This window comes from Streptomyces sp. NPDC050121 (genome assembly GCF_044460385.1).
GTDB lineage: Bacteria > Actinomycetota > Actinomycetes > Streptomycetales > Streptomycetaceae > Streptomyces > Streptomyces soliscabiei.
This window is the reverse complement of record NZ_JBITJV010000038.1, coordinates 35,360-50,470: the sequence shown is the minus strand read 5'-3', so window position 1 is coordinate 50,470 and position 15,111 is coordinate 35,360. Positions and strand designations below refer to the sequence as shown.

Below are 15,111 nucleotides of genomic sequence, written 5' to 3'. Positions count from 1 at the left end.
ACCGGCTGAGCTGTTGACCGGCCGAGCCGTCGACCGGCCGAGCTGTTGACCGGCCGAGCTGTTGACCGGCCGAGCCGTCGACCGGCCGAGCCGTCGAGTCGCCGAGCCGTCGAGTCGCCGAGCCGTCGAGTCGCCGAGCCGTCGAGTCGCCGAGTCGCAGTGGTCAGTTGGCCGTGGTTTGGCGTGTGGCGAAGCCGATCACTGCGGCCACTCCGGCCAGGACCGCCACGCTGGTGAGGGCGGCGGAGAGGGAGAACCAGTCCGCCATGAAGCCGATGGCGGGTGGGCCCAGGAGCATGCCGCCGTAGCCGAGTGTGGAGGCGATGGCGACTCCGCTCGGGCCGGCCAGGGCGCCCGCGCGTTCGACGGCCACCGGGAAGAGGTTGGCCAGGCCGAGCCCCGCGATCGCGTAGCCCAGGAGCGCCGCCCACAGGGCCGGGGCGAGGGAGCCGAGCAGCATCCCGGCCGACGCGACTGCGCCGCCGGCGACCACCGTGCGGGTGCGGCCGAGCCGTTCGAGGAGGGTGGTGCCGGTGAGCCGGCCGACCGTCATGGCGAGTGCGAAGCAGGAGTATCCGGCCGCGGCGGCTCCGGAGGAGGAGCCCAGGTCCTGTTCGAGGTGCAGGGCGCCCCAGTCGGCGAGAGCGCCTTCGCCGTACGCCGTGCAGAGGGCGATCAGGCCGAAGACGAGGACGAGACGGCGGGTGCGGGCGGTTGGGCGGTGCGGGCCCGTCTGCGACGGCGCGTCGAGGGGCACCTTCGCGGCGGCCGGAAGCTCGGTGCCTGCGGTGCCGGTGGCGTCGGCGGTGGTGTCGGGGGCGGGCGGGCGCGGTGACTTGTGCCGGAGCAGTGTGGGGCCCGTGAGCGCGGTGACGAACAGGCCGATGATCCCGAGGCCCAGCAGATGGCGGGTGGGGGACACGGATCCCGCGACCAGGCCGCCGAGCCCGGCGCCGATCATGCCGCCCAGGCTGAACGCCGCGTGGAACGTGGGCATGATCGGCCTGCGCAGCGCCGCGACCAGCGCGACTGCGGCGCTGTTGAAGGCGACGTTGATGCCGCCGTAGGCCGCTCCGAAGAGCAGCAGGACGGCGCCGAGGGCGGCGGCGGAGTGGGTGAGTGGCGGGAGCGTGACGCTGAAGGAGAGCAGGACCGCGCAGACCACGGTGACCGGGTGACTGCCGTAGCGGTGGCAGAGGCGCCCTGTGAGCATCATCGTGATCACCGCGCCCGCGGAGACGCCGAGGAGCGCGAGTCCGAGGGTGCTGGGGGAGGCGCCGGTCTGCTGCTTGATGGCAGGGATGCGGACGACCCATCCGGCGAAGATGAAGCCGTCGAGGGCGAAGAAGGTGGTCAGAGCGATACGGAGAGGGGTGAGGTGGTTGCGGTCGTCCGGCACGGCGTTGTGCGATCGGATTTTGTTTATTAGCGGCACAAAATGAGGCTAGGGGGTTGATCGGGGCTGGACAAGGGGGCCGGGATGCGCTCGGCCGGCCTGCGTGCACACGGTTTCTTCACAAAAATGATGAGAGGGAGGTGTATGAAGGTTAAAATGATCGAAGTAGGGTCCGATCATGGACGGCCCGAACAATCTTTCGTCTTCCCCGCGCCTGGCCGATCTGGCACAGCTGATCCGGCTGCCGGCAGCACTGAGCGTGCCCGGTGACATCCTCGCCGGCGCCGTCGCGAGTGCCGGGACGGTCCGTCCCCGTGCGGTCGCGACGATGGCCTCGTCGGTGGCTCTCTACTGGGCCGGGATGGCGCTCAACGACTACGCGGACGCCACCGTCGACGCGGTGGAACGCCCCGAACGCCCCTTACCCTCCGGGCGAGTTGCCCGCTCCACCGCGCTGGCCACCGCGTGCGGGCTCACCGCGGCCGGCCTCGGACTCGCCGCGCTGGCCGGTGGACGGCGTGCCCTCGGGGTGGCGCTTCCGCTGACCGCACTGGTCTGGGCGTACGACCTGCGGCTGAAGTCGACCGCCGCCGGCCCGGCCGCCATGGCGGGCGCACGGACGCTGAACGTGCTGGCCGGAGCGGACCCCGGGCGCCGGTCGGCCGCGGTGCCGGCGGCGCTGCTGGTCGGCGCGCACACCTACACCGTCACGGCGCTGAGCCGCCACGAGGTGTCCGGCGCGCCGCGCGGCGTGCCCGCCGCCACGCTGGCCGGCAGCACCGCAACCGCCTTGGCCGCCGCGGCCCTTCCGTCTTTGCGGCGTCGGAGCCCGGCGGCCCGGATCGGCGCCGCCGTCGGCGCGCTCGGCTACCTCGCCTCGTACGGCACGGCACAGGCGCGGGCCGCGCGGGAGCCGTCCGCGGCGAACGTCCGCGGCGCCGTCGGCACCGGGATCATGTCCCTGATGCCCCTGCAGGCGGCGCTCACCGCGGGCGGCGGAGCCGTGGCCCTGGCGGGAGCGCTGGCCGGGGCGCACCCACTGGCACGCAGACTCGCCCGGAAGGTGTCGCCCACATGAGGCCGGAACCCGGCGGCCCTGGTTCGCCTCGCCCGGGGCGGCTTCGGTACGGGTTCGGGAGCAACGGGTTCGCTCATCACCGGCTCGACGACGTGCTGACCGTGCTTGCCGACCTGGGATACGACTCGGTCGGGCTCACCCTCGATCACGGTCATCTGGATCCGTTCGCGGCCGACCTGCCCCGCCAGGTCGACGCTCTCGCACGGCGGTTGGACCGGCTCGGGCTGGCGGTCGTGGTGGAGACCGGGGCGCCCTACCTGTTGGACCCGTGGCACAAGCACATCCCGACGCTGATGTCGGCCGAGGGCGCCGAGCGACGCGTCGAGCTGCTGGCCGGCGCCGTGCGGATCGCGGCCGACCTGGGCGCCCCGGCCGTCCATCTGTGCAGCGGTCCGGCACCGGAGGGGGTGTCGGAAGGCGAGGCCTGGAAGCGGCTGACCGCGGGCTGCGAAGAGGTTCTGGGCATCGCCGGCGAGTACGGCGTGGCCCTGGGGTTCGAGCCCGAGCCGTACATGTTCGTCGACACCGTGGAACGGGTCCTGGAGCTGCGCGAACGACTCGGCGGCCCCGACCTGTTCGGCGTCACGCTGGACATCGGCCACGCCCACTGCGTCGACGACCTCCCGCTGCTGGACTGCGTCGCACGCACCGCGCCGTATCTGGTGAACGTGCAGATCGAGGACATGTGGCGGGGCGTGCACCACCACCTCGAATTCGGCGCGGGCGAGATCGACTTCCCGCCCGTGCTGGCAGCCCTCAAGGCCGCCGGGTATCGAGGGCCGGTCTCGGTGGAGATCCAGGGCGCGTCCCTGGACGCCCCCCAAGTCGCCCGCCGGTCCCTGGAGTTCCTCAAGGCCGCCGAGCCGTTCTGACGCCGCGACGGTCCCGTCGCTCCGTCGAGCACCCTCACCCCCCACCCATCGTACGGCCGTTGTCGTACGCGCAGCCAAACAGGAGGTATGCGCGGTGGACCCAGATATCCGCATGCGTTCCGCCCTCGACCGGCAGCTCACCGCCGACGCCCAGAACTGGCTGGCGGACGCCGTCGCCCGCGTCGGCCGGGACTCGGCGGCCGTGCGCGCCGCCTTCCCTGCGGTCGGCCGCCGCTGCGGGCGCGGCCCCCTCGTCGACGGCTGGACGGTGGCGGACGCCGCCCGCGCCCGACTGCTCGCCGCCCTGCCCCTGCGCGGAGCGGCGCTCGCCGAGGAGATCACCGCTCTGCACCGGTACGGAGACGCCGCCGAACAGCGGGCGGTACTGCGTTCGCTGGCCCTGCTGGAGGCCGCGGACGCGTCGTTCGCCGACCGGGGACTGCCGCTGGTGCGCGAGGCGCTGCGCGGCAACGACACCGAGCTGATCGAGGCGGCCCTCGGCCCGTACGCGGCACGTCACCTGGACCACGACGGCTACCGGCACGCCGTGCTGAAGTGCGTCTTCTGCGACATCCCCCTCGACCGGGTGGCCGGTCTCGACGAACGGGCCGACCACGAACTCGCCCGTATGCTCGCCGACTTCGCCCATGAACGGGTCGCCGCCGGCCGTGACGTCCCCGTCGACGTCTGGCCGCTGCTGCACGCCCACCCCGGCACGCTGGACGCCTGCGGGCTGCCCGCGGAGGCCCACTCACCCGTGCCCGAGCGCCGTGCCGCGGCAGAGCGGGCTCTCGACGCGTACTCCGTCGCAGCTCCCGCCCCCGATTCCACCGCCCCCACCCTCGGCCCCGCCCCCACCCCCACCGCGCCCGCAGGAGCCGCATGATGCGTATCTTCGACCCCCACATCCACATGACCTCGCGCACCACGGACGACTACGAGGCGATGTACGCAGCCGGCGTCCGGGCGGTCGTGGAGCCGTCGTTCTGGCTCGGCCAGCCGCGCACCTCCGTGGACAGCTTCACCGACTACTTCGACGCGCTGCTCGGCTGGGAGCCGTTCCGCGCCGCGCAGTTCGGCATCCAGCACCGCTGCACCATCGCCCTCAACCCGAAGGAAGCCAACGACCCGCGCTGTGCGGGGGTGTTGGACATCCTGCCGCGCTATCTGGCCAAGGACCGGGTGGTCGCCGTGGGCGAGATCGGCTACGACTCCATGACCCCCGAGGAGGACGTCGCCCTGGCCCGCCAGCTCGAACTCGCCATCGAGCACGACCTGCCGGTCCTGGTCCACACCCCGCACCGCGACAAGGCCGTCGGCACCCGGCGCACCCTCGACGTGGTCCGCGAGTCCGGCATCGCGCCCGAGCGCGTCCTCGTCGACCACCTCAACGAACTCACCGTGTCCATGGTCGCCGACAGCGGATGCTGGATGGGCTTCTCCATCTACCCGCACACCAAGATGAGCGAGGACCGCATGGTGCGCGTCCTCCAGGAGCACGGCACCGCGCGCATGCTCGTCAACTCCGCCGCCGACTGGGGCCGCAGCGACCCGCTCAAGACCCGTAGGACGGCGGACGCCATGCTCGCCGCGGGCTTCGACGACGACACCGTCGACCAGGTCATGTGGCGCAACCCCGTCACCTTCTACGGCCAGAGCGGCCGACTCGACCTCGACGACGTCAAACCGGACGACACCGCTCTGTTCGAGGGAAACTCCATCAAGCGCGGCGGAGAGTGAACCCGCGGTGCGCTTCCGACACCCCGACGGCACGACCGTCCACCTCGCCTACTGCAGCAACGTCCACCAGGCCGAGGACCTCGACGGAGTGGTGGACCAGCTCACCGCCTACGCCCAGCCCGTACGGGAGACCCTCGGCGTCGACCTGCTCGGCATCGGCCTGTGGCTGGCCCACGACGTCGTCACCGAACTGACCGCCCGGCCCGACGCCGTACGCCGCCTGCGCGCCGAACTGACCGCACGCGGGCTGGAGACCGTCACCCTCAACGCCTTCCCCTACGGCGGCTTCCACCGCGAGGTGGTCAAGAAAGACGTCTACCTGCCCGACTGGACCGACCCCGCGCGTCTGCGCTACACGGTCGACTGCGCCCGGGTGCTCGCCGGGCTGCTCCCCGACGACGCGCGGCGTGGCAGCGTCTCCACCCTGCCGCTGGCCTGGCGCGCCCCCTGGCCGACGGCCGCCCGCGACACCGTCCGCCGGGCAACAGACGAACTGGCCCGGGAACTGGCCGACTTGGAGCGCGAGACCGGCCGTACCATCCGGGTCGGCTTCGAGCCCGAACCGGGCTGCGTGGTGGAGAACACCGTCCAGGCGGCCCGGGAACTCGGTGGACTGGACCCGGAGCGGCTCGGCGTCTGCCTGGACACCTGCCATCTCGCCGTGCAGTTCGAGGAACCGGCCGCGGCCCTGCGCCGCCTCGCCGACGCCGGACTCCCCGTCGTCAAGGTGCAGGCGTCCAGCGCCCTCCAGGCCGACGACCCGGCCGACCCGCAGGCACGGGCGGCCCTCGCCCGCTTCGCCGAGCCCCGCTTCCTGCACCAGACCCGTACCGCCCCGCAGGGGGTCGTCTCCGGCGTGGACGACCTGCCGGACGCCCTCGCCGGAGACCTGGACCCCGGCTCCGCCTGGCGCGTGCACTTCCACGCCCCGCTGCACGCCGAGCCCGCACCGCCGTTGCGCACCACGGCCGACGAACTGACCATCGCCCTGGGTGAGTTGCTCGGCGGCTCGCGGGCCGCCTGCGACCACGTCGAGGTCGAGACCTACACCTGGTCGGTCCTGCCCGGACACCTGCGGCCGCACGACCGCGCGAGCCTCGTCGAGGGTCTCGCCGCCGAACTGGCCTGGACCCGCGACCGGTTCGTGGAGCTCGGCCTGGTCCGGGAACCCACCGCACACCCGCGAAAGGAGCGTGTCTCATGACGAGAACCGTCGTCCTCGACATCGTCGGCCTCACCCCCCGCATGCTGCGCCACATGCCCGCCGTCTCGGCCGTCGCCGCACAGGGCTTCCAGGCCCGGCTCAACCCCGTGCTGCCCGCCGTGACCTGCTCGGTGCAGTCCACCCTCCTCACCGGCGCGCCGCCCGCCGAGCACGGCATCGTCGGCAACGGCTGGTACTTCCGCGATCTCGGCGAGGTCCTGCTGTGGCGGCAGCACAACGCGCTGGTCGGCGGCGAGAAGCTGTGGGACACAGCGCGTCGCAGCAGGCCCGACTACAAGGTCGCCAACGTCTGCTGGTGGTACGCCATGGGTGCCGACGTCGACCTCACCGTCACCCCGCGCCCCGTCTACTACTCCGACGGCCGCAAGGAACCCGACTGCTACACCTGGCCGCCCGCCCTGCACGACGAACTCACCACCAGGCTCGGCCCGTTCCCGCTGTTCACCTACTGGGGACCCAACGCGGGCCTGCCCTCCAGCCAGTGGATCCTGGCCGCCGCCCGCCAGATCTTCGACGAGCACCGCCCCGACCTGACCCTGGTGTACGTACCGCACCTGGACTACGAACCCCAGCGCTCCGGCCCCGACTCGCCGCAGACCGCCCGCGAGGCCCGACGGCTCGACGACGCCCTGCGCCCCCTGCTCGACCACCTCCGGCGCGAGGACGCCACGGTCGTGATCCTCAGCGAGTACGGCATCGCGCCCGCCTCCCGGCCGGTCGACATCAACCGCGCCCTGCGCAGGGCCGGGCTCCTCGAAGTGCACACCCAGGACGGCATGGAGTACCTCGACCCCTGGACGTCCCGTGCCTTCGCCGTCGCCGACCACCAGATCGCCCACGTCTACGTCCGCGACCCCGCCGACCTCGCGAAGACCGCCGAGATCGTCGCCGGGCTCGACGGCGTGGACGAGGTGCTCGACGAGCAGGGCAAGGCCCGGCACGGACTCGCGCACGAACGCTCGGGCGAGCTGGTCGCCGTCGCGGACTCCGACGCCTGGTTCACGTACTACTACTGGCTCGACGACGAGCGCGCCCCCGACTTCGCCCGGCAGGTCGAGATCCACCGCAAACCCGGCTACGACCCCGCCGAACTCCTCTACGACCCCACCGTGCCCGGCGTGAAGGCGCGCGCCCTCGGCCAGGTCGTCCGCAAGAAGGCCGGCCTGCGCTACCGCATCAAGACCGTCCCGCTGGACCCCTCCGGGGTGCGCGGCAGCCACGGCCGGCTGCCCCAGGACCCGCAGGACAGCCCCGTGCTGCTCTGCTCGCGGCCGGACCTCGCCACGGGCGAGATCCACGCGACGGACGTCAAGGACCTCCTTCTCACGCTGGCCGGCATCACCGCCCCCTGACCACCGGAGCCCCCCACATGCACTCGACGGACACCCCGCCGCCCCTGCCCCGGCACCGCCCCCTCCTCGATCCCGCCGCCGAGTACGGGCGTTGGGTCAGGGAGCGGCCCCTCACCCGGATCAGCCTCTGGGGCGACACCCATCCCTGGCTGGTCACCCGGCACGAGGACGCCCGCGCCGTCCTCAGCGACGCGCGGTTCAGCTCGGAGAACGTCCGGCCGGGATTCCCCGGACTGCAGCCGACACCGCCGCCGCGCACCCCCGGCCAGCTGTTCGCGATGGACGCGCCCGACCACACCCGGCTGCGCCGCCTGCTCATCCCCGAGTTCACCTTCCGCCGGGTCGAGCAACTGCGGCCAGCCATCGCGAAGATCACGGGGGCTCTCCTCGACGCGCTCGTCAAGCAGGACCAACCCGCCGACCTCGTCGAGCACTTCACCCTGCCACTGCCCCTCCTGGTCATCTGCGAGCTGCTCGGAGTGCCGTACGCGGACCGGGACTTCATCCACCGGCAGGCCGCCGCCTTCGCCACCGTCTCGGCCGGACCGGAGGCGATGCGGGCCGGCTGGGCGGCGCTCTTCGGCTATCTGCAGGAACTCCTGGCCGCCAAGTCGGACGAACCGGGCGACGATCTGATGAGCAAGCTCGCCACCGAGCGGGTCGCCACCGGCGAGGCGACCCCGGCGGAGGCGGCCGGTCTCCTCGTCCAACTGCTCATCGCCGGGCACGAGACGACCGCGAGCATGCTCTCCCTCGGCGTGGTCGCGCTGCTGCGCCACCCGGACCAACTGGCCGCGCTGCGCGCCGAGAAGGACCTGGTGCCGGGCGCGGTGGAGGAACTCCTGCGCTATCTGACCGTCGTGCACATCGGGCTGCGGCGTATCGCCACCGAGGACGTCGAGGTCGGCGGGGTCACCGTCCGGGCCGGTGAGGGCGTGGTGGTCGCGTTGCAGGCGGCCAACCGGGACCCCGCGGTGTTCGTCGACCCGGACACGCTCGACCTCACCCGGGACGCCGGCCAGCACCTCGCCTTCGGTCACGGTCTGCACCACTGCCTCGGCCAGTCGCTGGCCCGGGCCGAGCTGCAGATCGCGCTGCCGATGCTGTTCGAGCGCCTGCCCGACCTGCGGCTGACCGGCCCGGCGACGGAGGAGCTCGCGTTCGAGGGACGCGCGGTCCACGGCGTGCGGGAGCTGCCGGTGGCCTGGTGACCGGCGCGGGCGGCCGCTGACCCGGCGTACGCGGCTCAGCCGCCGCCCAGTCGGTCCGCCAGACAGGCGAGGTAGAGCGCCATGGTGGCCCGGTGGTCGCGCAGCGGACGACCGGTGATCTGCTCGCCACCCCACGGTTCGACGGCGAGATCAAGCTGTCCGACGGCCGGCGCGTGGGCATGGCCTACGTCGCGGGACGCGGGCTCGTCGAACGGCACCGGGACGCGGGTGCGCGATCATGGAGCGCGCCGCGCCTGGTGTACGCGACGGCGACGGACCGCTGCCAGAGCCTCACCCTCAAGGCCTTCGACGCGACGGTCGCCGTCATCGCGGACTGGGGCGTCTACTGCTACGACGGCGAACCGCCGACCGAGTCGATCGCCGCGGTCGGCACCGGCGACCTGTCCCACTGGGACACCAGGCTCACCGAGGACTTCGACGGCTGGACGAAGGTCGTAGCCGTGGACGACGCACGGCAGTTGGTCTTCAGCGAGTCCTCCACGGAGTCGCTGACCCGGCTTCGGTGGAGCCGGCCGGAGGGCTTCGCGGAAGTGGAGGAGATTTCGCGCTGATTTCCCGGTATCTCCGGCATACGCGCATGTGACCACTAAGCTTCCGCGACGCGACGTGACACATCCGTCGTATGAGCCGCGACTCGGGGGAGCTCTCCATATGAACGCCTGGAACCAGGGCGGCCGGCCACCGTACGACCCCTACCAGCAGCACCCTTACCAGCCCCCTCACCAGCACCCGTACCAGCCGCCCTACGGTCCGCCGCCGATGCCGCCGCCCGCGCCGCGCGTGGGGCCGGTCCGCCGACTGTGGCGGGCCGTCGGCCCGATCGCCGTCGGACGCAAGGTCTTCCGGCCGTCACGGCCCGGCCGCGTGGACGATCCCGTGGTCGCCCGCATGCAGAAGATCCGTACCCTCGTCGGTCTGGGCGCTGTCGTGTGGGTGATGGTCTCCTACAAGCTCGTCGCGTCCGTGGGGGACTTCGCGAGCGATCGCGCCCACCAGTCCTGGATCAACGTCCTGGTCCTGTCCGTCACCTTCCCGGTGATCGTCGGTGTGCTGATAGGCGTGGCCCGTCCACCGGCCCGGCAGGAGCTGCTGCGGCGGGCGGCCAAGCCGTTCGGCTCGATCGTGGCGATCATCGCGGCGGTCGCCGTGTTCCCGGCGTCCGTGCTCACCGGCTTCGTCGACGGGCGGTTCGCCACCAACCCCGCCATGACGGCGGTCACCGCCCTCGTCATACTGTTCACGCTCGTCTGGGTCCTCCCATTCGTCGTCTACGGCGTCGGCCTGTCCCTCGTGCACGTCTTCCGCACCGCGGACATCCATGAGACGGTCCCGCCGCTGCTGGCGCTGGTGCTTGTATGGGAGATGGCGCTGATCGACCTGTTCACCGGGGCGTACGAGGGTGTGCCGGGGCCGCTGCGGATCGTGCTCGTGCTGGGCGCCCCGGTCTCGGTCACCGCGGTGGCCCTGTGGGAACTGCGACGGCTGCGCGTCGGCTACGGTCTCACGCTGCGCGGCGCGCTCATGCGCTGACGGCGGCCGACCGTCCGTAGCGCCCGAAGGGGCGACCTCGGAACAACGGGCATGCCACCCTGACTTGGTGTTTTACAGTGGCTCTCGCCAGTCCAGGAGACTTGAGGAACCTGTGAGGTACACACCAGCCATGTCGACCGAAACGTTTGAGTTCCAGGTAGAGGCCCGTCAGCTGTTGCAGCTGATGATCCACTCGGTCTACTCGAACAAGGACGTCTTTCTCCGCGAGCTCGTCTCCAACGCCTCCGACGCGCTGGACAAGCTGCGCCTCGCCGCACTGCGGGACGACACGCTCGACGCCGACGTCTCGGACCTGCACATCGAGATCGAGACCGACTCCGAGGCCCGCACCCTGACGGTGCGGGACAACGGCATCGGGATGTCGTACGAGGAGGTCGGACGGCTCATCGGTACCATCGCCAACTCCGGCACGGCCCAGTTCGCGCAGGAGCTGCGCGAGGCCCAGGAGGAGGCGGGCGCCGAGGGGCTCATCGGACAGTTCGGCGTCGGCTTCTACTCCGGCTTCATGGTGGCCGACGAGATGACGCTGCTGACCCGGAGCGCCGGCGAGGGCCACGGCACCCGCTGGTCGTCGCGCGGCGAGGGCACGTACACGCTGGAGCGGGTGGAGGACGCGCCGCAGGGCACGACGGTCACGCTGCACCTCAAGCCGGCCGACTCCGACGACCAGCTGCACGACTACACCTCGGACTGGACGATCAAGGACATCGTCAAGCGCTACTCGGACTTCATCACCTGGCCGATTCGGATGGTCCCGAAGGCGGCGGGCGGCGACACCTCGGAAACCGCCGACGGCGACGCCGGCACGCCCGAACCCGAGACGCTGAACTCGATGAAGGCCCTGTGGGCGCGCCCGCGCGAGGAGGTGTCCGACGACGAGTACCACGAGTTGTACAAGCACATCAGCCACGACTGGCGCGAACCGCTGGAGACGATCCGGCTCCAGGCGGAGGGCACCTTCGAGTACCAGGCGCTGCTGTTCGTCCCCTCGCACGCCCCGCACGACCTGTACAACCAGGGCTACAAGCGCGGTGTGCAGCTGTATGTGAAGCGCGTCTTCATCATGGACGACTGCGAGGCGCTGCTGCCTCCGTACCTGCGGTTCGTCAAGGGCGTCGTCGACGCGGCGGACCTCTCGCTGAACGTCTCCCGCGAGATCCTGCAGCAGGACCGGCACATCAAGATGATGCAGCGCAGGCTCACCAAGAAGGTCGTGTCGACGGTCAAGGGCATGATGACCGCGGCCCCCGACCGGTACGCCACGTTCTGGCGGGAGTTCGGCGCGGTCCTGAAGGAAGGACTGCTGACCGACTCCGACAACCGCGACACCCTGCTCGCCGTCTCCTCGTTCGCGACCACGCACAGCGAGGACGAGCCGACCACGCTGACGAGCTACCTGGAGCGGATGAAGGACGGGCAGGACGCCGTCTACTACCTGACCGGCGAGTCCCGGCAGAGCATCGAGAACTCCCCGCACATGGAGGCGTTCCGGGCGAAGGGCATCGAGGTCCTGCTGCTCACCGACCCGGTCGACGAGGTGTGGGTCGACGCGGTGGGCGAGTTCGAGGGCAAGCCGCTGCGGTCCGTCGCCAAGGGCGAGGTCGACCTCGGCGGGGAGGACGACGAGAAGGCCGACGTCGAGCGGGAGAAGCAGAGCGAGGAGTACGCGGCTCTGCTCGGCTGGATGAAGGAGCAGCTGGCCGAGGACGTCAAGGAGGTGCGGCTGTCGTCCCGCCTCACCGTGTCCCCGGCGTGCATCGTCTCCGACGCGCACGATCTCACCCCGGCGCTGGAGAACATGTACCGCGCGATGGGGCAGGAGGTGCCGCGCGCCCTGCGGATCCTCGAACTCAACCCCGACCACGTGCTCGTGAAGGGCCTCAACAAGGCCTACCAGGAGCGTGAGGACCACGCGGGGCTCGCCGAGACCGCCGAGTTGCTGCACGGGCTGGCGGTCCTCGCCGAGGGCGGCCGGCCGAAGGAGCCCGGACGGTTCGTGAAGCTGGTGGCGGACCACCTGGAGCGCGCGCTGTAACCACCGGCGGAGGAAACCGGGCAGGGGGCGGCCTGCCCGGTTTCTTCACGCTCCGCACACCAGAAGTTCTAGTTGCTTGAGTCAATCAACCGGGCTTACGATGCTCTGTCAGTCGTGCGGAACCGCATCCCCCGGAGGCCCGACCATGTCCCATGCGCAACCCCGGTCCGCGGAGACCGGGCAGGGGCCTACCGCGCCCAGGTCCGACCTCGTCGTGGCGGTGCTGGCCTTCGGCGGGATCGTGGTCTCGCTGATGCAGACCCTGGTGATCCCGATCGTCCCGGAGCTGCCGAAGCTGCTGGACGCCCCGGCCTCGGACACCGCCTGGGCGGTCACCGCCACCTTGCTCGCGGCCGCCGTCGCCACCCCCGTCATGGGCCGGCTCGGCGACATGTACGGCAAGCGCCGCATGCTGCTGGTCAGCCTGCTCATGCTGATCGCCGGATCGGTCACCGCCGCCCTCAGCGACGGGCTCACCCCGATGATCGTCGGCCGGGCCCTGCAGGGGCTCGCCTCCGGGGTCATCCCGCTCGGCATCAGCATCATGCGCGACGAGCTGCCCGCCGAACGGCTCGGCTCGGCCACCGCCCTCATGAGCGCCTCCCTCGGCATCGGCGGCGCCCTCGGTCTGCCCGCCGCCGCGCTCATCGCGGACCACTTCGACTGGCACATGCTGTTCTGGACGTCCGCCGCCCTCGGTGCCGTCGCCCTCCTGCTCGTCCCGCTGATCGTGCCCGAGTCGAAGGTGCGCACGGGCGGACGCTTCGACCTGGTCGGCGCTGTCGGCATGGCGGCCGGGCTGATCTGCCTGCTGCTGGCCATCTCCAAGGGCGCCGACTGGGGCTGGGGCAGCGCCACCACCCTCGGGCTGTTCGGCGCCGCGGTCGTCGTGCTGCTCCTGTGGGGCGTGTTCGAACTGCGCGTCAAGCAGCCCCTGGTGGATCTGCGGACCACCGCCCGCCGCCAGGTGCTGGTGACCAACCTCGCCTCGATGGCCTTCGGTTTCTCCATGTTCGCGATGTCCCTGGTCCTGCCCCAGCTGCTGCAGCTGCCCGAGGCGACGGGCTACGGTCTGGGCAGGTCGCTGCTGGCCGCCGGCCTGGTCATGGCCCCCACGGGCCTGGTCATGATGGCCACCGCGCCCGTGTCCGCGCTGGTCTCCAAGGCGCGGGGCCCCAAGGTGACCCTGATGCTGGGCGCCGTGATCGTCGCCGCGGGCTACGGCCTCAACATCGTGCTGATGGACGCGGTGTGGGAGCTCGTCCTGGTCTCCTGCGTCATCGGCGCCGGCATCGGGTTCGCCTACGGGGCCATGCCCGCGCTCATCATGGGCGCCGTGGACCCCTCCGAGACGGCCGCCGCGAACAGCCTCAACACCCTGATGCGGTCCATCGGCACCTCCACCGCCAGCGCCGTCGCCGGCGTGATCCTGGCCCAGCTGACCACCACGTTCGGCGCCACCGCCCTGCCGTCGGAGAACGGCTTCAAGGTCGTCATGGCCGTCGGCTCCGGCGCGGCCCTCCTCGCCCTCCTCGTCGCCGCGTTCATCCCCCGGCAGCGGACGGCCGGCACGGACACCGTTGCACTGCCGGTCACCGCGGATCCGGTGGCCGCCGAGCCCGTGAGCGCCGAGCCCGTGTCCGCCGAGCCGGTCGCCACCGAACCGGACGAGGAACGGCGTGCGGCGGGCGCCGCGGTCGCCGTGCCGCTGGCGCGCGCCGTGGCGGACCTGGTGGCGACCGTGCCGGGGCTGTCCGACGACGATCCGGCCGGTGGCAGGCGTCCGGTGCGCGGGCAGGTGCGGGGCGCGGAGGGCGTGCCGGTGGGCGGGGCCGCGGTGACGCTGATCTCGCTGGGCGGACGGCAGGTCGGCCGAGCCGTCGCCGAGGCCGAGGGCGCCTACGCCGTCGAGGCGCCCGGGGAGGGCACATACGTGCTCATCACCTCCGCCGACGGCCACCAGCCGCAGGCGACGACGGTTGTCGTAGGGGCGACCCCGGTGACCTACGACGTGCTGCTCAGCGGCTCCAGCGGGCTCGCCGGCGCGGTGCGGTCCGCGGACAGCGGGGCGCCGGTCGCCGGGGCCCTGGTCATCCTCACGGATGTCCGCGGCGACGTGCTGGCCACCACCCGGACCGACGGCATAGGCGAGTTCTCCGTCGTCGACCTGGTGCCCGGGCCCGTGACCCTCGCCGTCAGCTCGCCCAAGCACCGGCCGCTGGCCCTGCCCGTGGAGATCGGCGTCACCGGGGTCACCCGGGTCGACGTCGAGCTGCGGCCCGGAGCCCAGGTGCGCGGGACCGTACGCGGCGCGGGCGCTCCGCTGGGCGACGCACGGGTGACCCTGGTCGACGCCGCGGGCAACGTAGTGGCGACGACCACGACCGGGAGCGACGGGGCGTACGCGTTCACCGACCTCGACGGCGGCCAGTACACGGTCATCGCGACGGGCTACCCGCCCCGGGCGACCGGTATCAGCCTGGGCGGCGACGTGGACGACCACGACATCGAACTCGCCCACGCCGGCGAGTAGTTCACCGACGGCAGGCTGCCGGAGCCCCCTCCGGCAGCCGCGGCCTCGGACACGCCCGGCCCGCCAACGGCGACGCGGCAGCAGTACCGGGTACGGC

At 72.0% G+C, this 15,111-nt stretch carries 12 protein-coding genes; 11 read left to right on the top strand and 1 reads right to left on the bottom strand.

Translation table 11 applies throughout. The annotated features are described in order from the left end of the window. Positions 1-163: 163 nt before the first annotated feature. On the bottom strand, positions 164-1,399 hold the full coding sequence (locus tag ACIBTS_RS38950) for an MFS transporter (protein WP_399325389.1): 1,236 nt from the start codon (positions 1,397-1,399) through the stop codon (positions 164-166). Positions 1,400-1,574: 175 nt separating this feature from the next. Between ACIBTS_RS38950 and ACIBTS_RS38945 the strand changes: the two genes are divergently transcribed. The 11 genes from ACIBTS_RS38945 to ACIBTS_RS38895 all read left to right on the top strand — a co-directional run bounded on the left by ACIBTS_RS38945 (position 1,575) and on the right by ACIBTS_RS38895 (position 15,014). Beyond that, positions 1,575-2,474, top strand: coding sequence for an SCO3242 family prenyltransferase (locus ACIBTS_RS38945; protein ID WP_399325388.1), 900 nt, complete (start codon positions 1,575-1,577; stop codon positions 2,472-2,474). Beyond that, positions 2,471-3,346, top strand: a complete 876-nt coding sequence (locus tag ACIBTS_RS38940; protein ID WP_399325387.1) for a sugar phosphate isomerase/epimerase family protein — start codon at positions 2,471-2,473, stop codon at positions 3,344-3,346. Before ACIBTS_RS38945 ends, ACIBTS_RS38940 begins: the two co-directional genes overlap by 4 nt. A 94-nt stretch (positions 3,347-3,440) precedes the next feature. Then, positions 3,441-4,232 carry an EboA domain-containing protein gene (locus ACIBTS_RS38935; RefSeq protein ID WP_399325386.1) on the top strand — a complete coding sequence of 264 codons (792 nt, stop codon included), beginning with the start codon at positions 3,441-3,443 and terminating at the stop codon, positions 4,230-4,232. Further along, positions 4,232-5,086 (top strand): TatD family hydrolase, encoded by an 855-nt coding sequence (locus tag ACIBTS_RS38930; RefSeq protein WP_399325385.1) that lies wholly within the window; start codon positions 4,232-4,234, stop codon positions 5,084-5,086. The genes ACIBTS_RS38935 and ACIBTS_RS38930 overlap by 1 nt, the downstream gene beginning before the upstream one ends. Before the next feature lie 7 nt (positions 5,087-5,093). Continuing rightward, complete coding sequence (gene eboE, locus ACIBTS_RS38925; RefSeq protein ID WP_399325384.1) at positions 5,094-6,290, top strand: metabolite traffic protein EboE; 1,197 nt, start codon at positions 5,094-5,096, stop codon at positions 6,288-6,290. Next, positions 6,287-7,663, top strand: a complete 1,377-nt coding sequence (locus ACIBTS_RS38920; RefSeq protein WP_399325383.1) for an alkaline phosphatase family protein — start codon at positions 6,287-6,289, stop codon at positions 7,661-7,663. The genes eboE and ACIBTS_RS38920 overlap by 4 nt, the downstream gene beginning before the upstream one ends. 17 nt (positions 7,664-7,680) lie before the next feature. After that, the gene (locus tag ACIBTS_RS38915) at positions 7,681-8,874 is read left to right on the top strand and encodes a cytochrome P450 (RefSeq protein WP_399325382.1); all 1,194 of its coding nucleotides are present in this window, start codon (positions 7,681-7,683) and stop codon (positions 8,872-8,874) included. Between the two features lie 92 nt (positions 8,875-8,966). Next, positions 8,967-9,446, top strand: a complete 480-nt coding sequence (locus ACIBTS_RS38910; protein WP_399325381.1) for a hypothetical protein — start codon at positions 8,967-8,969, stop codon at positions 9,444-9,446. 100 nt (positions 9,447-9,546) lie between these two features. Next, the gene (locus tag ACIBTS_RS38905; protein ID WP_399325380.1) at positions 9,547-10,425 is read left to right on the top strand and encodes a hypothetical protein; all 879 of its coding nucleotides are present in this window, start codon (positions 9,547-9,549) and stop codon (positions 10,423-10,425) included. A gap of 130 nt (positions 10,426-10,555) precedes the next feature. Continuing rightward, positions 10,556-12,481, top strand: coding sequence for a molecular chaperone HtpG (gene htpG, locus ACIBTS_RS38900; RefSeq protein WP_399325379.1), 1,926 nt, complete (start codon positions 10,556-10,558; stop codon positions 12,479-12,481). A gap of 145 nt (positions 12,482-12,626) precedes the next feature. Then, positions 12,627-15,014 (top strand): MFS transporter, encoded by a 2,388-nt coding sequence (locus ACIBTS_RS38895; RefSeq protein WP_399325378.1) that lies wholly within the window; start codon positions 12,627-12,629, stop codon positions 15,012-15,014. The last annotated feature ends 97 nt before the right edge of the window (positions 15,015-15,111 follow it).